Annotated in this window: 24 protein-coding genes; 5 read left to right on the top strand and 19 right to left on the bottom strand. The window is 65.7% G+C overall.

Annotated elements, in window-relative coordinates; translation table 11 throughout:
* The first annotated feature begins 394 nt into the window (after window positions 1-394).
* The gene (locus tag G3I78_RS52505; RefSeq protein ID WP_239158431.1) at window positions 395-619 is read left to right on the top strand and encodes a hypothetical protein; all 225 of its coding nucleotides are present in this window, start codon (window positions 395-397) and stop codon (window positions 617-619) included.
* A 324-nt stretch (window positions 620-943) separates the two neighbouring features.
* Here G3I78_RS52505 and G3I78_RS45275 read toward each other — a convergent pair whose 3' ends face one another.
* The 19 genes from G3I78_RS45275 to eccB all read right to left on the bottom strand — a co-directional run bounded on the left by G3I78_RS45275 (window position 944) and on the right by eccB (window position 19872).
* A complete protein-coding gene (locus G3I78_RS45275) occupies window positions 944-1429 on the bottom strand; it encodes a hypothetical protein (protein ID WP_164436088.1) in 486 nt (161 codons plus the stop codon).
* 202 nt (window positions 1430-1631) lie between these two features.
* Window positions 1632-3890 carry a DUF6571 family protein gene (locus G3I78_RS45270; protein ID WP_164436086.1) on the bottom strand — a complete coding sequence of 753 codons (2259 nt, stop codon included), beginning with the start codon at window positions 3888-3890 and terminating at the stop codon, window positions 1632-1634.
* A gap of 83 nt (window positions 3891-3973) precedes the next feature.
* A complete protein-coding gene (locus tag G3I78_RS45265; RefSeq protein ID WP_239158430.1) occupies window positions 3974-4420 on the bottom strand; it encodes a hypothetical protein in 447 nt (148 codons plus the stop codon).
* A gap of 527 nt (window positions 4421-4947) precedes the next feature.
* A complete protein-coding gene (locus G3I78_RS45260; RefSeq protein WP_343244008.1) occupies window positions 4948-5568 on the bottom strand; it encodes a hypothetical protein in 621 nt (206 codons plus the stop codon).
* 41 nt (window positions 5569-5609) lie between these two features.
* Window positions 5610-6113, bottom strand: a complete 504-nt coding sequence (locus G3I78_RS45255) for a hypothetical protein (protein ID WP_164436082.1) — start codon at window positions 6111-6113, stop codon at window positions 5610-5612.
* Between the two features lie 48 nt (window positions 6114-6161).
* A complete protein-coding gene (locus G3I78_RS45250) occupies window positions 6162-6659 on the bottom strand; it encodes a hypothetical protein (RefSeq protein WP_164436080.1) in 498 nt (165 codons plus the stop codon).
* A 68-nt stretch (window positions 6660-6727) separates the two neighbouring features.
* Window positions 6728-7864 carry a hypothetical protein gene (locus tag G3I78_RS45245; protein WP_164436078.1) on the bottom strand — a complete coding sequence of 379 codons (1137 nt, stop codon included), beginning with the start codon at window positions 7862-7864 and terminating at the stop codon, window positions 6728-6730.
* Window positions 7865-8116: 252 nt separating this feature from the next.
* A complete protein-coding gene (locus tag G3I78_RS45240; RefSeq protein ID WP_164436076.1) occupies window positions 8117-8455 on the bottom strand; it encodes a hypothetical protein in 339 nt (112 codons plus the stop codon).
* A gap of 80 nt (window positions 8456-8535) precedes the next feature.
* On the bottom strand, window positions 8536-8880 hold the full coding sequence (locus G3I78_RS45235) for a DUF4333 domain-containing protein (RefSeq protein WP_164436074.1): 345 nt from the start codon (window positions 8878-8880) through the stop codon (window positions 8536-8538).
* A gap of 359 nt (window positions 8881-9239) precedes the next feature.
* Window positions 9240-10571 carry a S8 family serine peptidase gene (locus G3I78_RS45230; protein WP_239158429.1) on the bottom strand — a complete coding sequence of 444 codons (1332 nt, stop codon included), beginning with the start codon at window positions 10569-10571 and terminating at the stop codon, window positions 9240-9242.
* Between the two features lie 88 nt (window positions 10572-10659).
* On the bottom strand, window positions 10660-12069 hold the full coding sequence (locus G3I78_RS45225; RefSeq protein ID WP_164436072.1) for a hypothetical protein: 1410 nt from the start codon (window positions 12067-12069) through the stop codon (window positions 10660-10662).
* Between the two features lie 39 nt (window positions 12070-12108).
* A complete protein-coding gene (locus G3I78_RS45220) occupies window positions 12109-12423 on the bottom strand; it encodes a hypothetical protein (protein WP_164436070.1) in 315 nt (104 codons plus the stop codon).
* Window positions 12424-12725: 302 nt separating this feature from the next.
* Window positions 12726-14054: a type VII secretion-associated serine protease mycosin gene (gene mycP / locus G3I78_RS45215; RefSeq protein ID WP_164436069.1), complete on the bottom strand. Its 1329-nt coding sequence runs from the start codon at window positions 14052-14054 to the stop codon at window positions 12726-12728.
* An 89-nt stretch (window positions 14055-14143) separates the two neighbouring features.
* Window positions 14144-15538: a hypothetical protein gene (locus tag G3I78_RS45210; RefSeq protein ID WP_164436067.1), complete on the bottom strand. Its 1395-nt coding sequence runs from the start codon at window positions 15536-15538 to the stop codon at window positions 14144-14146.
* 52 nt (window positions 15539-15590) lie between these two features.
* Window positions 15591-15914 carry a hypothetical protein gene (locus tag G3I78_RS45205; protein ID WP_164436065.1) on the bottom strand — a complete coding sequence of 108 codons (324 nt, stop codon included), beginning with the start codon at window positions 15912-15914 and terminating at the stop codon, window positions 15591-15593.
* A 2-nt stretch (window positions 15915-15916) separates the two neighbouring features.
* Window positions 15917-17098: a type VII secretion-associated serine protease mycosin gene (gene mycP, locus G3I78_RS45200; RefSeq protein WP_343244010.1), complete on the bottom strand. Its 1182-nt coding sequence runs from the start codon at window positions 17096-17098 to the stop codon at window positions 15917-15919.
* 284 nt (window positions 17099-17382) lie between these two features.
* Window positions 17383-17676 (bottom strand): WXG100 family type VII secretion target, encoded by a 294-nt coding sequence (locus G3I78_RS45195; RefSeq protein ID WP_007385065.1) that lies wholly within the window; start codon window positions 17674-17676, stop codon window positions 17383-17385.
* Between the two features lie 67 nt (window positions 17677-17743).
* Window positions 17744-18064: a WXG100 family type VII secretion target gene (locus G3I78_RS45190; protein WP_164436063.1), complete on the bottom strand. Its 321-nt coding sequence runs from the start codon at window positions 18062-18064 to the stop codon at window positions 17744-17746.
* Window positions 18065-18294: 230 nt separating this feature from the next.
* Window positions 18295-19872: a type VII secretion protein EccB gene (gene eccB, locus G3I78_RS45185; RefSeq protein ID WP_164436061.1), complete on the bottom strand. Its 1578-nt coding sequence runs from the start codon at window positions 19870-19872 to the stop codon at window positions 18295-18297.
* Between the two features lie 194 nt (window positions 19873-20066).
* Here eccB and eccE point away from each other — a divergent pair, with 194 nt between their 5' ends.
* The 4 genes from eccE to G3I78_RS45165 form a co-directional block, all read left to right on the top strand.
* Window positions 20067-21413, top strand: a complete 1347-nt coding sequence (gene eccE, locus G3I78_RS45180; protein WP_164436059.1) for a type VII secretion protein EccE — start codon at window positions 20067-20069, stop codon at window positions 21411-21413.
* Window positions 21413-22243 carry a hypothetical protein gene (locus G3I78_RS45175; protein ID WP_164436057.1) on the top strand — a complete coding sequence of 277 codons (831 nt, stop codon included), beginning with the start codon at window positions 21413-21415 and terminating at the stop codon, window positions 22241-22243. Before eccE ends, G3I78_RS45175 begins: the two co-directional genes overlap by 1 nt.
* A 137-nt stretch (window positions 22244-22380) precedes the next feature.
* On the top strand, window positions 22381-22698 hold the full coding sequence (locus tag G3I78_RS45170) for a DUF397 domain-containing protein (RefSeq protein ID WP_164436055.1): 318 nt from the start codon (window positions 22381-22383) through the stop codon (window positions 22696-22698).
* Window positions 22699-22989: 291 nt separating this feature from the next.
* Window positions 22990-23558: SCO5717 family growth-regulating ATPase (locus G3I78_RS45165; RefSeq protein WP_343244007.1), on the top strand; the 569-nt coding region annotated here is incomplete at its 3' end.

The raw sequence follows: 23558 nt of genomic DNA, 5'->3' as shown, positions 1-23558 counted from the left end.
TTTCTCCCCCCGGATGCCCGTGGCCCGTGGCCCCTGGCCCCTGGCCCCTGGCCCCTGGCCCCTGGCCCCTGGCCCCTGGCCCCTGGCCCCTGGCCCCTGGCCCCTGGCCCCTGGCCCCTGGCCCCTGGCCCCTGGCCCCTGCCATGATCCGGCCTCATGAGTGACCGTTCAATTTCGGCTGCCTGGCTGGCCACGTGGACCGACAGAGCCTCGGGGACCCTGACGGTCATGACAGGCGAGTTCGAGCGTCGGTACGGCTTTCCCTCAGACGTCAACGTGGTCCGGTCGGCCGATCGCGACGATCGAGCCGCGGCTCGCACGCTCGCTCAAGTGAGCCTCACCCCAGCTCGACCAGGCACGTGACATCCTGCTGCGGATCCAGGAGTACGGCGTTGTGGCCGTCGACGGGGACCAGACGGCCGGTGGCCTGGTCATCCGCTCGAACGGCGGCGGCCTGTCTTACGTCGCAGGCATTGATGGGACGGTCTACCGGACTCGGACGGCATCGCTGGACGAACCAGAACTCGACAAGGTAGCCGATAACCTGCGGCAGTTCCTGGAACTGCCGCAGCGATCCCTGACACAGTTGGTCGCCGACGGCAAGCCGTGTCGCCTGTAGCGGACTTCGATCCCAACACCCACTGTCCTGCCGTACGACATCGTGGGCGGCTGATCAGGCGACACCTGAAGGCGCCTGGTCACCTCCGCGCAACCTGAACTACCGCGCTTCGCCAGTGACGTTGGAGTCCACTGCCTTCTGTCGGTTCTACGGCGTCCCCACCTGGCCGTCTCCGACTCCCGCACGGATTCGCTCGCCGCATTCGTACGCCGCCGTGCAGAAGCCCAGCCATCCGGACCCCCAGGCAACTCCAAACAGCGCCGACGGATCTCAGTGCTTGATGGCAAACAGGTGTTGTGGCCCACGGCCGAGCCACTTCCCGGCTCAGGAAGCGAAGGTGGGTGACTGGTCGACGACTGCGACAGGCTTCAGGCATCCGGCCTCATCGACGGCGTGATTGGCAAGGCGGGAGGCGATGGCCGCGACGGTGAGGCGCTGATTGTCCGCGTTGCCGTTGGACGCGCCAGGAGCCTTGACTGAGACGCCGAGATGGATGGTCTTGTTCCCGGCCAGCTTGCAGGGAAGGTAGACAGCCGCGCTGGAGTCACCGGACAGTGCCGCGGCCTCCTGCCCGTCGGTGGCCGAGACGCTCAGTCGTTTGACCGTGCCCGACAGGCGGCCCCGGGCCTTGAGATCGGCCTGCCACGCCTCGGCATCCGTTGAAGTGACGCGGACCCTCGCGTCGAGTTGTGGTTCGTCGTCGCCGTTGATCGCGCAGTCCAGCCGGTACGCATCGCCCTGGCCGGACTCGGTGAACTCGGTGGAGGTGATCCTGCGGCCGGTGAACCCGGTCTGCTGAAGAAAGCCCATGTCGACGGCCGAGAGGAGGCCACCGCAGTCAGCTGAGGCTCCCTCACCCCGGAACGGGACGAAACGGTCACCGATCACCGTGCCCGCAGCTAGGCAGAGAACGGCGACCAAGCCAACGGCCAGGCGCTTTCGAACAGCTGAGCTCGTACTCACAGAGACCTCGGGTTGTGTGGGTCGGGTAGGGGCGGTCATGTGCCGTTCCTCAACTTCCCAGGCCGGTGGTATCGGCATCGAGATCCTCGGCGTAGTCGTCCAGGTTGTCCTTTGCGTTGCCGTGGCCGCTGTCGAGTCCCTTGCCCACCGCGGTGTCCACCTGTTCCTGGCTCAACCCGGTCTCGGCTCGCTCGTTCCCGAGCATCGCCGCTTCACTGGTGACCGCCATGAAGGACCGCTTGCGATCCTCGACTTCGCCGCCCGTGCTGTAGACGACTTCTCCCAGCGAGTCCCTCGATGCCCCGGAGACCATCGAGTCGATGACCTGGCCGCTCACCCACTCGGCCGCGGCACCGGCAACGGCTCCTCCGGCAGGAGACGCGATGGTGGCGGTACCGGCACCGATTCCGATACCGACGCCGGTCTTCGCCCACTCTCCGGCTGCCTCGATCCGGCTGTTGAACACCGCGTCGTCCGCGACCTTCTCGTGGATGACCGCGTCCTTGCGGGCCGTTCCGATGATGCCCTCGATCTCCGCCGAGTTCGTACTGATCTTCTCGATCTTCTCGGTGGCGGAGACCCCGTAGGCGTCCGGGTGCTCGAGGTGGTATTCCATGAGCGAACTGGTGTACTGCGTCTGACCGTAATTAATGGCCGCGTACCCGTCCGGATCCTGGCCGACGGTGTAGAGGAACCGCGTGACGTCACGTTCCCTCTTGTCACCGATGATCGCCGGCGCGCTGTCGCCTTCGGGGTAGAGCTTGTTGAGGTTCTTCTCGTCGTTGGCCAGCGCACGGTTGATGTCGGGCATGTACTCCGCGGCCATGCGGCCGAGGCTGTCGTTCATTCCGTTGTGGGCGAGTTCGGGGTGCTCGGAGACATCCGAGATGATCTTCGAGGTCAGCTCGGCCTGATCCGTGGTGTGCTTCGGAAGCGGGTTCGGGATCGGAGCATCGTACGCGTGGCCGGTCGTGGCGGATTCCAGCGCGTGACCGAGATTGTTGTAGCCGCTGGGATTCTTGGGATCACCTGTGTAACCGGCGCCGTCGGGCCAGTGCCGGTCCTTCATCAAGTAGTCGTAGTGGTCGACCTTTTCGCCATTGACGGTGGTCTCCGAGCCGAGGAACTCGGTGGACGCATCCGGGTTGTGCCCCAGCGCGTCCATGAACCCCGTCATCGGGTCGAGCGCCCCGATGTTGGTCGACCCCAGCGTCCGCGGATACCCCCAGTAAGCGTCCGGATTCTGCCCAGCGTTGGAGCCGTTCTTCTCCACGGTGATCAGGGCGTCGCCGTAGTCCTGGAGGAAGTCCTTGTCCCACTTGCCCTCGCTCATCAGGCTGCTGGTGAGCTGGTAGCCGCTGAGGCCGTACGGCGACTCGGTGGGGTTGGCGTTGAAGTCGCGCCGGCCCGCCTTGAGGAGGTCGTTCTGGAACTTGGTGATGTCCGGGTCGGGTCCGCCTTTTCGGTGGTCGTCCGATGTGGTCGCCGTGCCGATGGTGGTGCCCAAGTTCGCCTTGAGCTCCTTGAGTTGGGCCAGCTGTGTCTTGGAGAGGGTGGTGCCGGCCGGCGGGCTCATGAGCTCGTTGTACTTGCTGAGCATGTTCTCGCCGCCGGTCTTGACCGCGAACTCCCTTGAGAACTCGGGGTCGTTCTTGTTGGCGGAGAGGAGCAGGTTGAGCTTGGTGATCTCGGCGTCGGAGAGCCGGTCCTTCTTGTTCATCAGCGCGGACGCCTGGTCGGCCTCGACGGAGTCGAGGGTGGTGTAGACGCTGGTGTTGAAGGACTGGCTGTCGCCGTTGGCGTCGCGTTCCAGTGCGGCGCTGGCTGCTTCGTCGGCGGCGGTGGCCAGTTCGAGGGTCCGGGTCAGCCGGGAGACGAGCGAGTCGAGCTTCTTCTTCCGCTCCTCCGCGAGGCCCGGCGAGGCGGAGGCGGTCGGGCTGTCCTGGCGCGGGTCGACGTCCTCGACCCTGCCGTCGTCGTAGACCTTGTAGTGGTCGCTGCGAGCCTCGTCGAGCAGGGCGTGCAACTGCTTCTGGGAGGCGGCGAACTCACCGTGCGCGTCCTGGAGCAACTTGCCGATGCGCCCGGCCTCGGTGGCGGCGTTCTCGTACTCCGTGCGGGCCTTGCCCATGGTGGTGAACGCCGCGTCCGACGCGGCACCGTCCCAGTGGCCCTTGAGGTGGTTGATGACGCGCTGCTCGAACTCCCTTTGCAGGGACTCGTACTTGGCCGGCAACGCGCTCCAGGACACGGCGGCCTCGGCCAGCGGGGCGAGGTCGGCCTTGTCGAGGTAGGGGATGGACACCATGTGCGACAGCTCCTTGTGAAGGGGGTTCCGGCAGGACTCGACGGACTGCCCGGGCGGCGCGACGGCCACCCGGGCGGCCGAGGTCACCCGAAGGGCGTGCCGATCGAGTTCTGCCGGGCCCGCTCCTCCTGCTCGGTGCGGGTGTAGTGCCCTGTGGTGGTGTGGAGCTTGTCGCTGATGTCCTGGAGCATGGTCTTGAGGTTGATGACCTGGGAGCCCCACCGGACGTCCATCGTCATCAGAGACCCGGCGGTGGCCCAGGAGCCCGCCTCCGCCATACCCCCGGCGGTGTGCTTGTTGAGCCCCCTGACAGCGTTCAGGGTGTCGTCGTCGGCGGTGTTGTCGACGTTCTCCGTGTCACCGCGCAACTCGACGAGCGCGTTGGCGGCCTCGTCGAGGCGCTGGGTCTCGACGTTGGTCCCACCACCGGCGGCGCCCCCGCCACCACCGCCACCGCCTTCCGCGGCCGCGGAGTTCAGCCGCGTCTGAGTGCTTCCGCCGCGCTGCGGCGCATCGAAGGGCGTACTCATCCCTTGTCCCATCCCCGTTGTCAGACTGGCCGGCATGTCCGGCCCACCCAACCGTGCACCTGAGCGAGGACATGCCAATCAAGTGCCTGAAGATACCGGATCTTTCTTTGAGCGGGGGGGGCGTTGAGCGGCTGCGGGACGGAGGACACGGCGAGCTGCGGGAGCCACCGGGGCAACCGGGTCCAAGGTCGACGCAATTGCTTCACAAGAAATACAAGAAGCTGGTGTCGCCGAGCCACGTCAACCTGCCTAGCGGGATCCTTCCTCGCTTACGACGCTGCCGACGACCGATTCAGTTGACAAACCGGGCCGTGGCGGGCGACCAAGGCCACACCAACCGCCCGCGAGATTGCACAGAAGAGAGCCACCGAGAAAAGGTCGCGCTCTACTCCCGCGGCGCTGTGACGGTAGAAGCATGTCCCGGGTGTCCGTCAGACACCGACGGCCTTCCTGGCGAAGACCAACGGTTGCTGAGCTCACACCAAGACCGTCCGGTCACGTACCGCGAGACCGGACACACGACATGCCTACGTCCCAAAGACGCGGATGCGGAAAGTCACCCGCCAGTGGATCCAGGCCCGCCAGGCACGCCTGTTGCGCTCCGCCCCCGCGCCTTTCCGCCGATCGGCGAGCAGCTTCCACGCGGTGGGCTGCATGAACATGAGCTCACCCGACCCGGGCACGATGGCCGCGCCACCGAACGGATCATCACCGGCGAACCACATACCGTCCGCGATGCCGTCGGGCCAGCTCGAACACTTCAGAGGCGTTTTCGCGCACATCGTGGCTTCATTGCCCTGGTCCGCGAAGCGCAGGAAGAACAACTCACCATCCCTGTTCACCTTGGTGACCGGCCCTCTGAACTCAAGAGGATAGGTATGGAAGACCCGGGAGCACTTCTTGATCCAGAGCACACGGCTCCACAACACGATCAGTGTGAAGACGAGTCCGATCCATCCCGCAGCGCCCAACAGGAACAAAGAATCGATCTCCAAGAGAAACACCAGAAGCGCTACGACGAGGAAGATCGGGCCAAGCCTGGCAAATCGCTTCAGCGCGTAAACGTAGTGATATCTCAATGCACCTCTGAAGTCACTTCCGTCGGTCGCATAAGGAAGTTGCATCGACTTCCCCTCGACAGCTCCCACACTGCCCCTGCCTTTCATCCGAAGAGCCTCCCCACAACAGCTCACAATTTGCCGGAGACCACTCCGCGCCAGACCCAACCGGAATCCAGGACGACGCTCTGCAAGGGATCCTTCAGATCATCGCTGTCGAAGCTGAACGTCTCTTCCCTCTCGCCGTTCTCACCTCGACCGAGTGACCGTCGCTTCGAGACAGTCCTCACCTGACCGCGCTGAGTCTCGGACGAGAGCGCGATCCGGGGCGTGTCACCGACCCACTCGACCTCGAATTGCTGGTCGAGGGCACGGACTTCGTTCTTCTCAGGGACCAGGCGCATATGAACCTTGAACACCCGACTCACCTGAGCACGAAGGAAGAAGGTTCGCCAGGCGGGCTCCAGGAGACGCCACTCGGCCACCAAGTCCGCATTTTCCTCACTGCTCTTGACGACGTACGGAACGTCAGCACCGTTGAGTCCGAGCAGCGCAGCGTGCACCTTCTCGGCGGACAACGGAGTGATGCCGTCAGCCGGCCGCTTGGTTCCGGTCAGCTTGTCGAAGAATCCCATGACATCAACCTATGAGGAGCTAGTTGCAGGTGCAAGGCCGGTTGGCGGCTACGACACGTTTCCGGCACTCGGTCGAACTGTGCGAACAAACTCCTCGAAGTCACCCAGAACTTCGGAGTATTGGGCAGCAGTGACCGTCAGGACCAAACGAATCATCATCCGATTGTGCGGATCGGCGACATCCAGCAGGGACAGATACACCTGAGTCTGGACAAGGTCCCGCGACAAGCCACCGACACCGCCAGAGATGGTCAGTTTCTGAACGAGCCCGGGTGCCTCCGCTGAGCCCATATCGCGTCGGTCGGTGAGTACGACCGTCGCACCCGGTCCACGCAGTCGTGCCAGGGACCGGTCGGCGATCTCGGAAAGAGTGGCTCCGTCCGGTCGGTGCTCTCCGTCGATCGCAATGTTCGCGGTGAACCCCGCGTCAGACCGAGGATGCAAAGCGACGAACGCCGCCCCCGGCGCGCCGACTTCGTCCGGTGGCGCGGCGCGCCAGCCGGCCGGAAGCGCGAACTCGATCGGTACGGGCAGGGTTGTGGCCATCTCGGCCTCCTTCGTGCAGTTGATCGGCTACCGGTGCGCAAACAGCCATGGCTCTGCACAAGACAACATCAGAAGAGCCTGCCGAGCCCGTCGGCGATGTCACCGGCTGTGTCCCCGACCTTCTCCGGGTCGACGGTGAACTCGAAGCCCACGGAGCCACCGAGGCCGCATGCGAGGCCGGTCCGAGTACCGATCTCCCACTTGCCGTCCGCGGACTTGCCGAGGGTCACTTCCGCTTCGGCCCCGATGCCGGCCCATCCTTCGGCCGTCGCGCCCGCCGCGATACCGCCGATGTCCGCTCCCCCGGTGGCACTGCCTTTCGCGCCGGCGAACGCCTCCGTCCCCAGAACCAGACCCTCACGCCCCGCACTGGCCGTCGTACTCGCCTCGACACCCGCCAGACCGTCCGCCCGCCCATGGACACCGACCGGGCCCAGATAGGCACTTCCCTTGGCTGACGCCTCACCGCCGGCGAAGCCGCCGGCCCCCGCGTGAATACCCTCATTGCTGCTGCCGCTGCTCAGCGACACCTTGGCCCCGGCGTACGCCTCGGTCTCCCCCGCGAGCTTGAACGCACCGTTGGTGAGCGCCCCCTCCGCCGAAGCACGCCCGAGGTCGGCATGCGCCTCGGCCTCGCCCAGTGCCCCGGCACCGGTGTCGGGGCCGCTCGCGGACGTACCGACATCAAGCCCGGAGGCATCGGCCTTGCCTTCGACGCTCCATCCATCAGCCTTCGTACGGGCGTTCCTCTTCAGCTCGCCCGCGCGGACGGCGTTGGCATCGGCCAGGGAGGTGACGACCTTGGCGTTGAAGTTGCTTCGGCTCGTTCCGAGGTCTCGGCGCAGGGCCCAGCACGCGGTCTCATCCGCATGGGTGGCACGTTGCAGGACATGGTCGATACGACGGGCAAAGGCGTCGCATGCCTGTTGTCGTTCGCGGATGAGGATCTGGCCGTCGGGGTCGTAGGCGGTACCGATGCCCTTCGAGAAGTCGATGCGAGGGATGACAACACCGACGGCGTTGACATGCAGACCCCGCTCCTTGGCCTCGACATCAACGAGGTGGTGAAGGTCGTCCTTGGCCTTCTGTAACTCGGCGTGGAGCGAGGCGAGGACACCCGCGATGCCTTGCGCCTCCTTGCGAGCGTCCTCGAACGCCCGGTGAGCAGTCCGTACATCGCTGCCGGCCTTCGCCGCCGTGAGCACCGGCTGCGCCCAGCCGGCCTGCCTGAACGGCCTGGCGACGTTGTCACCGAACGCCGTATGCAGCCCTCCGAACTTCGCGACTGTCTCCTGCCAGCGATCCGCTGCCGCTTTGAGTTGCTCAGGTTGAGGTGGTACAGCTGCTCATACGTCGGCATGGCTGCGGTGAGTCCCCCGTGGCGTGGTGCATGGTGCATGGTGCGTGGTGTGTCTGGTGAGGTCGTTACTGCCGTGCTTGCCAGGCTCGCGGCCCGCTCACCCGAAGGGCGAAGGCTCACTCGACAGGGAACGCATGTACTGGGTATTCGCCTCTTCAGTGCGGAGAAACAGCAACCCCGAGCCACCGCACTGGCCCGCGAGGCTGTCACAGTCGCCGGCGAGTGCGGTGACCTGACTCGTCCAGGTCGCCGCCAGGTCGCTCAGCGCCGTTCCTAGCCGGCCGTCCCAATTGCCGCGGGCGAAGTCCCGGGATGCCGAGTGCGTCTCATCCACCGGATACTCGCCGACACTTCGCGTCCGCCCCGCGATCTCGTGTGCACCACTTCCCGCATGATTCAGAGCCGCCGGATCCTCGATGTCCGTGCCACCCGACATGGCATCTCGCTCCTGTTCACATTTGCACTGAATTGATTCACGGGCAGAGGACGAAACGCAAAGGGGTTGTCGACCAGCCATCACTTGGCTGGAGAAGCCGCCTCATCGGCCTCGAAATCAAAATTAATCCGATCTCCATCGACAGAGGACACGGTGACCGTCACACCCAATGTGCTTCCGTCGCCCGCAGTCAACTCACAACGCGTTTCATTGCCGACCTTACCGACGATGTCCTGAGGACAGCTCATATCCGGTTTCGGCTGCCCTGTTGCGATGGCGAGCTTCTCGGCAACCAGAGCAGCCAACTTGTCCGCAGACATTTTCAGCTCAGACTTTCCGACCTGCACAGAGGCCGAGCAACCGACGATCAGCACACCAAGAGCCACAGTCGCGAGGATCGACTTTGCCGCGGGCAGTCGATTCATGGTGAAGATTTACTCCGCTTCAGAATTCAACACAAACAGAGGTCTAGAGGTTACTTCCAACTCTAAACGCCAAGCAGCCGGAGAGGCGACTTACCCCGAGTCGCGTGAGGCCGAGGCAGGCATAGACACCGCCCCGCCCAAGGTACCCCCAGAGCCCCCACCAGACACCCGTTCGACGAGTGACACTAAAGGCCGGTCATCGGATGTGCACTCTGCGGGAGTACACCTGACGAACCAAGAGGCATTCCCAGCATGCGACACATGATCACCGGTTGAGAACCAGCGCGGGCGCCAGGACGAAACGAGTCGTCCAAGCGCCCGCGTACACACCGATCAAACGAGTCCGCTGATACCCACACCTACTGCTGCGACGGCCACTGGCCGTGAGGCGGGGTCGACTGCTGCTGGTATGGATTCTGTTGCTGCGGCGAGACAGGTTGCTGGTAGGGGTTCTGCTGCGGCGGGAACGGCTGCTGACCGGAGTGCGGATACACGCCCGGGCCACCAGGCCCACCGTTGTTGTTCTTGTTGCGCCTGGACAGCTTCACAACCACCAGGACGATGAGGCCAATCACGACCAAGGCGACAACACCAAGGACGGCGAAGAAGAGCATCTGCTTCTGGTCTGCCTTTTGTTTTTCTGAAGCAGAGTCGGTGTCGGAGGTACCAGTGCTTGCAGCGGCAGACGAGCCATCAGACCCCGGGGCTGCGAGCGGACCGTACTTCGACCCTGCAGGGATATCATCTGTCAATGCGGCAAGAGGACGGATACTTCCATATCCGTATTTCTCGTCGGGGAGAGACAGCCCCTTAGCGGAGGCAGGAAGGACAGCAGTCTTAGCTAGACGGTTGGCGATCTGCCCGGGAGTCAATTCGGGCAATTTCGCCTTGATCAAGGCAGCAGCCGCGGAGGTAAACGCCGCCGAGGTGGAAGTGCCTGTACCGATGCGCAGTTTATTACCAGGCCATCCAGCACTCACAATATCAGTGGCAGGAGCCGTAAGAAGGACTTGCGGTCCATAGTTCGACCCTTCCCAGATATCTCCACTCTTGTCCACACCACCGACAGTCAGGACTCCTGGGAATTCTCCAGGAAAGTCAATCATGCCAGCCTTTCCTTCATTTCCAGAAGCCGTCACGATGAGGACATTATGCTGAAGTGCATAATCCACGGCCGCTCGATCCTCGGAAAATCCTTGGCTGGTGCTCACCGAAATACTGATGATAGATGCGCCATTATCTACAGCGTAGCGAATCTCATTTGCGAAGCTACCACCACCCCACCGAATGGGAAGGATCTTGGCTGCTGGCGCCAGACCCATCACACCATCGGCCGCCCCTGCACCGTGACCGTGCCCCGCAATTAGCGAAGCCATCTCTGTGCCATGATTGGTGGACAGATTAGAGTCGGACTCCGCTGGCGCAGCATCACTGTCACCGTCCACGAAGTCCTTGCCCTTTAGCACATTACCTTTGAGATCCTGATGCTCGGCATTGACCCCTGTATCGATGACAGCAACTGTGACGCCTTTGCCCGTTGACACCTTCCAAGCGGACTTGGCCTGCAGCACATCGAGTGCCCACTGGTCACGTCTTGTCTGATCGGCAGAAGCAGCGGGAGCCGTCGCAAGAATCAGCGCGCCCGTCAGTGCCGTGGCACCGAGTGCACACATCGTTCGCCTGAAGGCCATTACGTCTTCCCTCTCCCATTACCGACCGTGGGCGTGGCTCGGAAGCCACGCCCACGCATCCTGTCATGTGCCAGTGAGCACGTAGCCGCTACTCAATGACTCGGGGCGCCGCATTGGTCTGCGGAGTCCACGTCTCCTCATCCTCGACCAGGTAGTCGGGGCGCTCGCCTTCACGCTGCTCGTCTTCCTTGCGACGACCAGTGCGTGAACCGGGAGCGCCTGCGATGCCGCCCTTACGGACAGCACTGGCCCCCTTACCCGCAGCCCCTCGACTGCTGTGCAGTCCTGAGCCACCAGTGGTGCCCCTACCTGCGCCAGTGCCAGACTTGGGCGTGCCGCCGACTACGCCACCACGAGCGGTGCCGCCGACTCGCCCGGTAGCGCCCCTGGCGGCACCTGCACCACCCACGCCTCCGGCACCAGCTCGACCTGCCATACCTGCAGCGCTGGCGCCAGCACCGGCCCGACCGACCATGCCTCCGCGAGCGGCACCGGCTCCAGCAGCCCCACCGACTGCGCCGCCAACGAAGCCGGCACCACCACTGATGCCCCCGCCACCCGTTGTTCCACCGCCGACCGTACCTGTACCACCCACCGTCGGCGTGCCGGTGCGGCCGCCAGTGATGCCGTCAATCGCCGTACCGACATTGGGAGGCAATTGCGACGCCTTATGTGCTCCACCAGTGATACCTGAAGGCGGTGACACCGACTTCGACTGGCCAATCGCGCCCGTCTGCGCACGTCCAGCGGTACCGGAGGACACACTCTTCGGGCTTCGCGGAGACGTCTCCGTAGGCACAACTACAGGAGCGGGAGCAACACCACCGGGATCGCCGGGATAGTCCTCGCTATCGTCCCTGACCTTACTTTTGGTCCACGACCCCATCTCCGCAGCCCGACTGTTATAAGCAGCCCCCAACGCCTCCATCTTCACAGCCATCCGCAGCTGCGCCTCGCGCCCCTCGGACAGGCTCCCCGCGTTGCCGTCAAGCGCTGACTGAGAGCTTTCGCCGCTCTTGAGGGCGTTGTTCGCGCCCGTGTCGTCGCGGTCGCCCATGTTGCCGATGTAGTCGAGGGCGCTGGAGACTTTGCCGGGCTTCTCCATGGCCATGACCTGGGGCTTGATGTCTTCGAGGGTTGCCGCGGCGCCCTTGAGGGCGACCGAGGTGTGGTCGGCGTACTTGGAGCTGTCGGTGATCTTCTTGCTGATCACCTGTGCCCGGGCCTTGAAGAGGTCAGCACTCTGCCCTTCCCAGTGGGCGAGCACGTGCTGGACCGCGGCGTCGAGGGTCTCCTTGATGCCGCCACCGCCGACGAGGTCCTTACTGAGCGCCTCCCAGGCCTGCGCGACCCTCTTCACTGTCGCCGGGTCGGCGTCACGGACCATGTCCTTCATCTGATCCATGTCGAAGTCGAGCCCGAACGACGTGGTGTGCTTCGCCGAAACACACTGGTTCACTTCGACGTACGCGAAGTCGTCGATGTCCTTGTCGCCCATGTCTACAGCCCCCTTGAATCCACGTAGCAGGACATCCCGTTACTTCCTGTTGAACGCCGCATAGTTCTCCGCCTCAGCGTCGCTGAACGCGTCGTGCGTCCTCTTCGTCTTGTTCCCGAAGTCGTCCAGCACCTCTTCCAGGTGCGCGACGATCTCGTAGAGACGCTCCTTCATTGCCTCGTGTGCGTCGTACAGCGCCTTGGCCTCACCGAAGCCCGTGCCCAACGCGCCCTGCGGAAGGTACGTGTTACCCATGCAGCTCGACTTGGACGTCGTCATGTCCCTGATGACGCCGTTGAGCTTGGTGATCGTTCCTTCGATCTCGCTCAGATCGACCTTGTACTGCTCAGCCACAATGCTCAGCTCCCCGTTGACTGCACGTACTTGTCCACACGCTTTTGCGCCGCAGGCGTGTACGGCACGTAGCGTTCTGTGTGTTCCTTCATCGACCTACCGAGAGGCCCTATCGCGATCTGGGTGTCAACGAAGTGACCCACCATGTCGAACAAGGCCGACTTGAAGCAGTCCACCGACGCTCGCCCTCGACGTGCAGCTGTCGGCCGTCGAGGGGAAGCGCAACGTGGATCGCGGCTGAAGGTCCTGGCCGCCAACTATCCATCTGCTGCCCGTCGTCAGCAGGCCTGCAGGCTCTTCGACTACTGCTGCGGCGGCCACTGGTTCTGCGGTGGGGTGGACTGCTGGTACGGATTCTGCTGTGTCGAGACGTGCTGTTGGTACGGGTTCTGCTGGGGCGGGGCCGGCTGCTGGCCGTACTGCGGGTACGCCCCAGGTGCGCCCGGGCCGCCGCCACCATTGTTCCTGTTCCGCCGGGACGCCTTGACGACCAGAAGCACGACCAGGCCAATCACGACCAGACCAACGACACCGATGACAGCCCAGATGAGCATTGCCTTCTGATCAGCCTTTTCTTGTTCCTGGTCGGACGATCCGAGCGAAGGCGAGGAGGACTTCTCCTTGAGGGACTCCGGGACGGTGAGCGGACCATACTTGGAGCCGGCCGGGATGTTGTCCTTGAGAGCGGCGAGCGGCTGGATGATGCCGTAGCCGTAGCTCTTGTCCGGGAGGGACAGGTCCTTCTCGGCGTCCGGTAGTGCTGCCGTCTTGACTAGACGGTTTGCAATTTGCCCCGCTGTCAGGTCAGGAAACTTCGATCGCAACAAGGCAGCTGCCGCCGACACGTAGGCCGCCGCGTCTGACGTTCCATTTGCCGCATGATATCCGTTGCCAATGCCATCTGCGGACACAATATTGGTTCCAGGAGCCGCCAACGACACAAAATCGCCTGGATTTGACCCTTCCCAGATCGCTCCGTCGTTCTTTACTGCCCCTACTCCGAGCGCTCCAGGCGAAGCAGCCGGATAACATTCACCACCCTTATCTTCTTCATTGCCGGAGGCCCCAACGACCAACACATTGTGCTTCAGTGCATAAGCTACCGCTTCAGAAGTCTTATCCAGCTCTCCTTTATCGCTGGAATCAAAGCACTCAGAAACGTTGATGACGGAAGCACCCTTGTCGACTGCATACCGAATGGATGCAGGGAGCCCCGGCCCCTTCGTGCCGTAGTCCCGAATCGGCAAGATCTTTGATTTGGGCGCTAGCCCCATCACTCCGTCTTCATTATTCGCACCATGCCCATGGCCTGCAATAATTGAAGACATAGCCGTTCCATGATTTTCACCTGGCCCTGGCTCTGGAGTTGCGCTGCCTCCATCCAAGAAATCCTTACCTTCAAGGACATTTCCCTTGAGGTCAATATGGTCAGCGTTCACCCCGGTATCGATGACAGCAACCGTGACACCGCTTCCCTGAGAGATCTTCCACACCGATTCAGCGTTCAACGCTTCAAGTGCCCACTGGTCGTCTCGGACTTGATCTGCACTGGCAAGCGGAGCAGAGGCCCAAAGCAGTGCGACAGCCAACGTGCCGCTGCCCGCTACGCGAAGTACCTGGGTGAAGCCCATCCGTGTGTTCCTCTCCTAGGAAGGTGTGGGGATGCACCTTTGGCGCATCCCCACACCTTCCTACAAACTGCGGTATATCGCCCGGCTCGTTACTCGATGACCCTGGGCGCCGCGTTGGTCTGCGGGGTCCAGGTCTCCTCGTCCTCGACCAGGTAGTCGGGACGCTCACCCTCGCGCTGCTCGTCTTCCTTGCGACGACCAGTGCGTGAACCAGGAGCGCCTGCGATACCACCCTTGCGGACAGCGCTGGCTCCCTTACCCGCAGCACCGCGGCTGTTGTGCAGTCCGGAGCCACCAGCCGTACCCCTGCCAGCGCCTGCACCGGACTTGGGTGCGCCGCCGACTACGCCGCCACGAGCCGTACCACCGACTCGCCCGGTAGCACCCTTGGCCGCGCCTGCACCACCTACGCCCCCCGCGCCAGCACGACCTGCCATGCCTGCAGTACCAGCCCCAGCACGGCCGACCATGCCGCCGCGAGCTGCCCCGGCTCCAGCAGCCCCGCCGACCGCTCCCCCGACGAAGCCACCGGCTCCACCGATACCGCCACCAGCGGTTCCACCACCGACTGTTCCGGTACCACCAACCGTGGGCGCCCCGGTGCGGCCGCCCGAAATGCCGTCAATCGCTGTACCGACATTTCCCGTGGGCGCAGTCGGCTTGTGAGCACCGCCAGTGACCCCCGAAGGGGGAGTAACAGACTTCGATGAACTGATCCCACTCGTCTGAGCGGTCCGAGCGGTACCGGACGACACGTTCTGTGGACTACCAGAGGAGCGGGCCGTCGGCATGACCACCGGGGTAGGCATTACGCCGCCAGGATCTCCGGGATAGTCATGCTCATCGTCTCTCCATTGCCTCTTGTTCCACGACCCCATGGCCTTAGCCTGAGAGTTATAAGAAGCCCCCAACGTCTCCATCTTCGCAGCCATCTTCAACTGCGCCTCCCGACCCGCAGAAAGGTCGTCATGGTTGGCGTCGAGGGCGTCCTGCGCCCCCTTCCCGGCGGCGAGGTCCTTGTTCAGGCCGTCGTCGCTGCGGGTGAAGCCGTCGCCCAGGCTGTTGAGTGCGCTGGAGATCTTGCTCGGCTTCTCCATCGCCATGACCTCGGGCTGAATGTGGCTCAGCGTGCTGCCGGCGTTCGCCATCGCGGTCGAGGTGTGGCTGGCGTACTTGGCGGTGTCGCCGATGCTCTTGCTGACCTGCTTGGCCTTCGCGGCGAACCTCTCGGCGGCCGCCCCCTTCCAGTGTTCCTGGATGCGGGCCACTTCTTTCTCGAACTCGGACTGGATGCCGGTCAGCTGCTCCGACAGTCCCCTCCAGCCCGCGGCGACGCCTGACACGAGCTGAGGCTTGGCATGCTGAAGCATGGCCTTCATCTCGTCCATGTCCTTGCCACTGGCGAAGGCGGTGGTGTGCTTCTCGTTGAAGCACATGTTCATCTCGGTGTAGTCGTAGTCGATCCGACCGTCGCTGTCAGCCATGCCCCTGTGCCCCCTCGTTGATTCGCACCTCAGCCGTCACCCTGTCCATGGGTCACTGCTTTCCCGCGTTCGGGAAGCTCGCCTGAGCGTCGTAGTCGGAATCCTGGTACGCGCCGTGTGCGTACTTCGTCTTCTGCCCGAACTCGTCCATGACGGTGTTGAGGTACTTCACGGCATCCTCGATGTACGTCTTGATCTCGTTGTGGGCGTTGGCGAGCGCTTCCGCCTCGCCGAAGCCGGTTCCGAGGGCGCCCGCCGGAAGGTAGGTGTTCGTCTTCGAGTCCGTGTCCGCCTTGCCGAGATCACCGAGTACTCGGTTCAGCGCGGTGACCGTCTTCTCGAGTTCGTCGAGATCGACGCTTACTTCTTCAGCCATGCTCAGCTCCCCGTTGACTCCACGTTCTTACCCACACCCTGCTTGCGTCGCCAGTCACTCAGAACCCGGCCGCCTCCGAACAGGAGGAGGACCAGGGCGAAGCCCGTCGCCAGTACGTACAGTGCGTAGCGCTCCGTGCGTTGTTGTTCGGACTCTCCGAGAACCAGTGTCGCGGCCTCGACGTTGGCGGAGTGGCCCACCGTGCCGACCGGGTCGGCTTTCGGGCCGTCGGCCGACGGGGCCGTCGTGTCGTCGTTGACCGCGGCCGCCGGGTCGACGACGCCCCAGCCGACGAAGTCGTCGCGGCCCGACTTCGTCCGGTCGGCCGTCTGCTCGATCTGGGTGATGACCTGCTTGTAGGTCCACGTCGGGTGCTTGGCGCGGATCAGGGCCGCGACACCCGAGACGTAGGGGGCCGCGAAACTCGTGCCCTGGTCGACGCAGTTGCCGCCCACGGGCACGGTCGAGACCATGTCGATGCCCGGGGCCGCGACGCCCACGAAGGGGCCCGACTGGGAGAAGGGGGCGCGGGCGTTGTTGCGGTCGGAGGCCGCGACCGCGAGGACGCCGTCGTACGCCGCCGGGTACGTGTCCTTGACCTTGCCGTCCGCGCCGTCGTTGCCGGCCGCGGCCACGATCAGGGCGTCGTGCTGGTCCTGGGCGTACTTGATGGCCGACCGGAACGCGGCGTCGACCTCCGGGGCCATCTTCGACGCGGTGTCCTGCGAGATGTTGATGACCTTGGCGCCGTGATCGGCGGCCCACCTGATCGCGTCGATCATGGTGTTGACGTTGCCGCTGCCCTGGTCGTCGTTCTGCCGGATCGGGATGATCGTCGCTTCCGGGGCGATGCCGATGAAGCCGGTGCCGTCGACCTTCCGGGCGGCGATGATGCCCGCCACCTTGGTGCCGTGGCCGACCTTGTCGGTCTTGCCGTTGCCGCCCTTGTGCAGGAAGTCCGTGCCGTTGGCGACGGCGCCGCCCTTGAGCTGCGCGTTGACCGTGTCCACGCCGGTGTCGATGACCGCGACCTTGACGCCCTGGCCCTTGGTGTCCTGCCACAGCTGGTCGAGGACGACGCGCTGCAGCGACCAGGGGGTTCCCTTGATCATGTCGGACGGGAACGAGCAGCTGGTGTCGTCGACCTGGAAGCGCACGTCGTCGTCCGCCAAGACGGTCCGCACCCTGTCCGCGGCGGCTGCCGGCGCGGCGCCCGCGAAGGGCAGCCCACAGGCGAGGACCGCCAGGGCGGCGGTGCCTGCGGCGCTTCGACGCGCGGCGCGCGGTGCCCCGGATCCCACTTGTCACGTCCTCCCGTTGTGTTTCTGTACGGGGCGCGTGTACCGGCGAGACATCAGCTCAGCCGCGTACCAATGAACCGGCTATGAGCCGAATCGTCCGCACGCCCCGTGAACCGCCGATGGGGGCGAGTACGCCGTCGCGCACCCGCCCCCATCAAGCGATCACGTCAGCCGCCCCAGATCTGGGCGTTCTTCGACTCGGTCGCCTGGTAGTTCTGGGCGGCGCTGTCGAGGGCCTTGGCGATGGCCTCGAGCGTCTGCTGCATGGACGCGGCGCGCTGGTCCCACTCGGCCTGCTTGGCGCGGTAGGACTCCTGCGCCGAGCCTTCCCAGCTGGCGGAGATGCGCTTGACGCCGCTCTCCAGCTCGTCAAGCTGCGTACGGATCTTGCCCGCGGTGCTGCGGACGTCCTGCGCGGCCTGGGAGATCGTGGCGAAATTTACAAGAATCTGCCCGGACATCTCTTCTATGTCTCCTCGGATGTGTGGATGGTCGGTCACGGCCGTGCGCCATGGCGCACGGGTCCGATCATCCGAAGGGGGACGAGGCCGCGATGTTCTGGATGGACGCGCGCTGCTCGTCTTCCGAAGCCGCGTAGGCCTTGGTGCTCTGGTCGATCGCTTCCTTGATGTCGTTCAAGATCTGGTTGATCTTGTTGGCATCCTGGTTCACCTGCGACTGCAGGTTGTTGTACGCGGTGGCCGCCGAGCCCTTCCAGCCGCCCGTGATCGTGTCGATCACGGTCTGCAGGCGGGAGATTTCGCCCTGGATCGAGGAGTTGACCGAGGAGATCTTGCCGCTGAACGCGACCATCTCCTCCTCGGTCATGGTGAACTGCTGTCCAGCCATGTTGTGTCCCCCATGAGACGTAGGAGTTCTTGTCGGACCTTCCCTCGGAACGCCTTCACCGAATGGCCACAGGCGTATCCAGTCCGGTCCGGTTCCACTCTAGTCGCATCCGCTGACAGAGCGAACATCAGTTGGGGCCCGTAGCTAGATCGCGATGAACTCAACTCACGCTTTTCACAAGTGCGTTCGTGAAGTGTGAGTCATGTGCACGAGTTACGGACCCGGGAGGCCTACGACCCCTGCGCCTGCTCCGCATTGCCGCTGCTGAGCTCCGGCCCCGCCGCCAGCAGGTCGGCCCACGCCGCCGGCACCGAGACCGGCTTGATCTTGCCGTAGCCGAGCCTGACCTGAGCGGTGTTGGTGGTCTGCTGTTGCTGGGAGTCGGCCTTCTCGCCGCCGGTCACCTGGCTGTCGTTCGTCGCCGGGACCGAGTACCGCAGGCCCGTGTCGGTGACCAGGAAGGTGCTGCCGCCGCCCGCGTTGGCTCCGGTCAGGCGCTTGAACAGCAGGCCGCTGCCGGGCGAGACATATGTGCTCGAACCGCTCTGGGAGACGTCCTTGGGGTAGTCCTGGCCCGACCAGATCGACATCTGGTCCAGGCCGCCGGTCTTCGCGTCCTTCTTGCCGCCGTGCCAGATGCTGCACGAGACCTTGTTGCCGCCCTGCTGCCATTGCGTGTTGGCCTGGACGACCGGCTCGTCGGGCCAGCGCTTCTCCGACATCCAGTTGTCGCCCGACGGGTGGATGTCGTTGAAGCTGACCTCGACCGGAGCCGGGGGCTGACCGCCGTACGCGCTGTCCACCCAGGTGCTGCGCAGCCACAGCTTGGCCGTGAACTCGGACACCGGCTGGACCTTGTCCTTCAGCACGATGTACTTGTGCTTGCCGGTGCCGAGTCCGGACTCGGCCTCGAGGATGAGGCCCACCTTTGCGTACTTGGGGTTGAGGCCCTCGATGTTCGCCGTCGAGCCCACGTCGGCCAGTTCGGGGAAGTCCAGGTCACCCACGACGTGCAGCGTCTTGATGAAGTCCGCGCTGACCTTCTGCGGGAACTTGCCGTCGCCGAACACGGCACGCTCCAGCGTGCTCCTCGACTCGTCCGTCCCGACCCGCCACGCGGTGCCACCCATCAGGTAGGCCCGCCCGTCCCCGGTGACCATGTACCGCGGGCCGGTCTTGTCGCCTTCCGCGGCCGGGCCCTCGATGTACAGGGCCTCGCGCGTGTTCAGCTCCTTCTTCCCCTTGCCCAGCAACCCGTCATAGTCCTTCTGATCCAGCACATAAGTAGCCCGCACCGGCTGCCCGTCCGACCCCGGCGCCTCGCACAGCGCCCACGTCTTCGCCTTCTCCGCGTCCGTGGACGAAGGCAGCCGGTCTGGGGCGAACGGGATCCCGACCGTCGCCCCCATCGGGTACTTGCTGTTGTCGAGGACGGACTCCTTGATCTTGATGACCTGCGGGTTCTCGCCGTTGAGCAGCAGCTTGGCGGAGGCCAGGTTGAGGACCGGGTGGAGGCTCAGCTTGTTCTCGCCCTTGGTCTTCACCAGCACGTACCGCGTCGTCGACTCACTGCCGACGAGGATGTTCTTGCCCTGCGAGTCCCAGCCCTTCGGCGCGGTGGGGCTGAGCATGCCCCACGCCCCGAAGCCGATGAGGACCAGCACCGCCACACCGAGACTCGGCAGGACGGTCTTGAGGGGGCGCGGTGCCGCCTCTTCCGAACCGTGCGGTGACGGCTGAAGAAACGCCGCCACCGTGCGCCTGCGCGCGAAGGAGTAAGCGTTCAGCTCATCCCGACGTGTCGCCATCGATGGGTCAACTCCCCGTTTTTTCGCTTTGCTGCCGAATGCGGAACTCCCCAGGGCCGCCCGGTACTCCGTGGCGTTTGCTCCTGCAGGGGCCTCTACTATGCCGTGTGACGATCGCACCGTACGGTACGGGGTACGGTGATCCGCCGCCAGCTCAAGTCGCGGCCAGACAATGCAAAGGGGTTTACCGGGGGATGAGCACTGCGACCAGGTCCCGGCGCCGAAACGGCGGCCGTCGTACCCAGGAGAACCAGGGGCCGGGCCCCGGGCCCGAACCGGCACAGTCGTCCTCCTCGGAGAGGCCCGCGAGACCCGCGAACCCCGCCTCTCCGTCGCTCGCCCGGCGCCCCGGCAGCATCGGTCCCCTCCGCGTCCAGCAGCTGATCGGCTTCGAACTGGCCGCCGCGGTCCTGCTGATCGGCTGGCTGCTGCGCCCCATCGGTCTCACCGTCGGCATCGTGCTGGCCGTACCGCTGGTCCTCGCCGGTCTGCTGCGCCGGCGCGGCCGTCCGCTGCCCGAGTGGTTCAGCACCGCCCGCGCCCTGCGGGAGCGCCGCAAGCGCAACGCCGAACCGGTGCCGGCCGGCACCGACCCCGGCTTCGCCCCGGCCGTCGAGTGCGACCCGGCGCTGCGCACCTACAGCTTCCAGGACCGTGAGCAGCGCGAGATCGGCATGATCGGCGACGGCACCTTCCTCACCGCGCTGGTGCAGGTACAGGCCGCCGACACCCCGCTGCGCCCGACCCACGGCACCGGTGACATCCCCCTCGACCTGCTCCAGGGCCTCCTGGAGGTCGACGACATCCGGCTGTCCTCCGTACAGGTCGTCCAGCACACCCAGCCCGCGCCCGCCCCGCACCTGCCCCCGCAGGCCATGGCCGTACGTTCCTACGGTCCCCTCCAGGCCCAGAGCATGACCCCGGGGCTGCGCATCACCTGGGTCGCGCTCAAGCTGGACCCGGAGCTGTGCCCGGAGGCCGTGGAGGCCCGCGGCGGCGGTATGCAGGGGGCCCGGCGGGCGCTGCTGCGCGTCGCCGACCAGCTGGCCAGCCGGCTCATGGGGGTCGGCATGCAGGCCAAGGTGCTGAGCGAGGCCGACATCTGCGGCGCCATCGCGACCTCCAGCTGCGTCAACCCGATGGCCACCACCGGCGGTGCCGCGCTCGACGGCAGCCGCTCGGGCCGTCGTACGGCGGAGAGCACCCGCACCTGGCGCTGCGACGACCGGCTGCACACCACGTACTGGATCTCCAAGTGGCCGCAGTTCGGCGCCGGGCCGGCCTTCCCCCGGCTGATCGGTGCGCTGACCTCCGCGCCGACGCTCGCCAGCACCTTCTCGCTCACCATCAGCAAGCGCCGCGGCAAGGTCCTCGCGGTGTCCGGACACGTACGTCTCACCGGCCGCGGGGAGAACGAACTGGGCGAGGCGGCCGAGCACTTGGAGCGGGCCGCGTCCGCCTTCAAGGTCGGTCTCGTCCGGCTCGACCGTGAGCAGCTGCCCGGAGTTCTGGCCACCCTGCCGCTGGGAGGTACCCGCTGATGTCCGCTCCCACCGTCCGTCCCTCGGGCCGCTCCGGCTTCGGATCGTCGCCGACACCGGGCTTCCCCGGACAGCGCCCCGGTCATCTCCCCCGTAACCCCGAGCCCGCCCGGCTCGGCCCCGAGCGGCGGCTGCGGGCGGCTTTCGGTCTGCTCGGCCCCCGGCGCGAGCGCCACCTCGTCGACGCCGACGTGCTCGCGCAGCTGACGCTGCCGGTCGGCGACGACGGTCTGATCCTCGGTATCGACCCCGACAACCAGCCCGCGGTACTGGGTCTCTGCCGCCCGACCCGGCTGGACATGGTGCTGGTCGGCGGCACCTGGATGGCCCAGGTCATCGCCCTGCGCGCGGCGGCGATCGGAGCCCGGGTGGCCGTCGAGACGGCCCGTCCGCAGCTGTGGGCGCCGATGGCGCAGGCGGCCGGCGGCGGTCAGCAGTGCGTGACGGTGCACCAGGTGGGGCGGATCGCCCCGCAGGGCCCGTCCCCGGCGAGCCCGGTGCTGATCATCCGCGACCTCGGCATCCGGCCACCGCGCAGCCGTCTCACCACGGCTCCCTGGCAGTCGGTGCTGACCCTGCTCCCCTACCTCGGCCCCACCGCCCCGCGGCTGCTGGCCAACGCGGACGTCGTCGGCGTACAGCGGATCTCCCCGCAGGAGTCCGAAGTCGTCGGCAAGTCCATGCGGTTGCCGCAGGGCGACGCCGCGTCCCTGTCCACTCTTTCCGACAACGTCGCGCTGTGGTGCACGCAGAAGCACCGGCAGTACGTGATGACGCAGCCCACCGACGCGGAGACCGGTCTCCTCGGGGCGCCCCGCCGGATGGACTGACCGGGGGGACCGTGCTGTGGCCAAGGCGTCGGCCCCTCATACGAGTTCGTGACCGCATCGTTGCGCCGTGTGAGGGGGCCGAGGCCAAGTAGGGTGCTGCTGCACGAGGTTCGCTCATGAGAAAGGGCCCGTTGACCATGGCTGACGCGAACGACATCGCCGCAAAGACCCCGGACGAGGACGTCAAGGCGCGAAAGGTGCGCGAGCGGGACGAGCTGTACGGCCTCGACATCTCGGACGTCGAGTGGCACAGCGCGCCCGGCACCGAGGAGCACGAGGAGCGCGTCGAGATCGCCTACCTCCCGGCCGGGGCGGTGGCCATGCGGTCCTCCCTGGACCCGGACACCGTGCTGCGGTACACGGAGGCGGAGTGGCGGGCCTTCGTACTCGGCGCGCGGGACGGCGAGTTCGACCTGGAGCCCGCACCGCACAACGGCGGACTCGCGGCGGAATAGCCCGGCTTAGGCCATAAAAAGGCGATTCGCCCCGGACTCAAGAGACATCAAGAGACAAACGACAGCCACCGGGTCGGCAGCGGACGGATGCGTGCGAGCGCACAGCGGACGGGCCTGCCCCGCCGACCCCTGTGGCGTTTACGCTTGATACGGGTGCGACGCCGGAACCCACGGGTGGGTTGTTCGCGTCCAGGGGACACCAGACGGCTCGGACAACAGGAACGGTCGCCCCCAGCCCGGCACATGAGTGCCCACACGGCACGAGGGTGCTCGACCACACCAGGAGGAATTGTGCAGAGCGATCGGGACGGGCTGCGCGCGGGCTGGACCACGCCCAGCGACGACCAGTCCGACGCGGAGTCCGCCGGCGAGCTGACCGGCGAGTTCACCATCGACTACGCCGCGCCTGCCTGGTACATGCAGAGTGCGGCGCCCGAAGCGGAGGCGGCGCCTCCTGCGCCCGAGCCTGCCCCCGCGACCCCTGCACCCCACCCTGGTTACCCCGATACGTCCGGTTCTGCGCCGTCGCCGACGGGTGCGCCGGCCCCCGGCCCGCAGTTCGACCCGGCGACCGGCGCGACCCCGCCGCCTCCGCCCCCGTGGGCAGGCAACCCCGGCGCGGCACCCCAGCCCCCGCAGAGCGGCTACGGCTACCCGCAACAGCCGCAGCAGCCGCAGGCCGGCTATGGCTACCCTCAGCAGCCCGCGCCTCCCACGGCACCGCCCCCGCCCCCGGTCGCGGCAGCCCCCGCGTCTCCCGCTCCGCCGGTGGCCCCCGCACCTCCCGTGGCACCGGCGCCCCCGGCACCGCCCGCCGCGGACACCGGCACGGCCCCCGCCGGCAGTGCCGCGGACGGTCG

This window comes from Streptomyces sp. SID13726 (assembly GCF_010548375.1).
Classification (GTDB): domain Bacteria; phylum Actinomycetota; class Actinomycetes; order Streptomycetales; family Streptomycetaceae; genus Streptomyces.
Note: the sequence above shows the minus strand (reverse complement) of the source record. Positions and strands in the feature narration are given on the sequence as shown.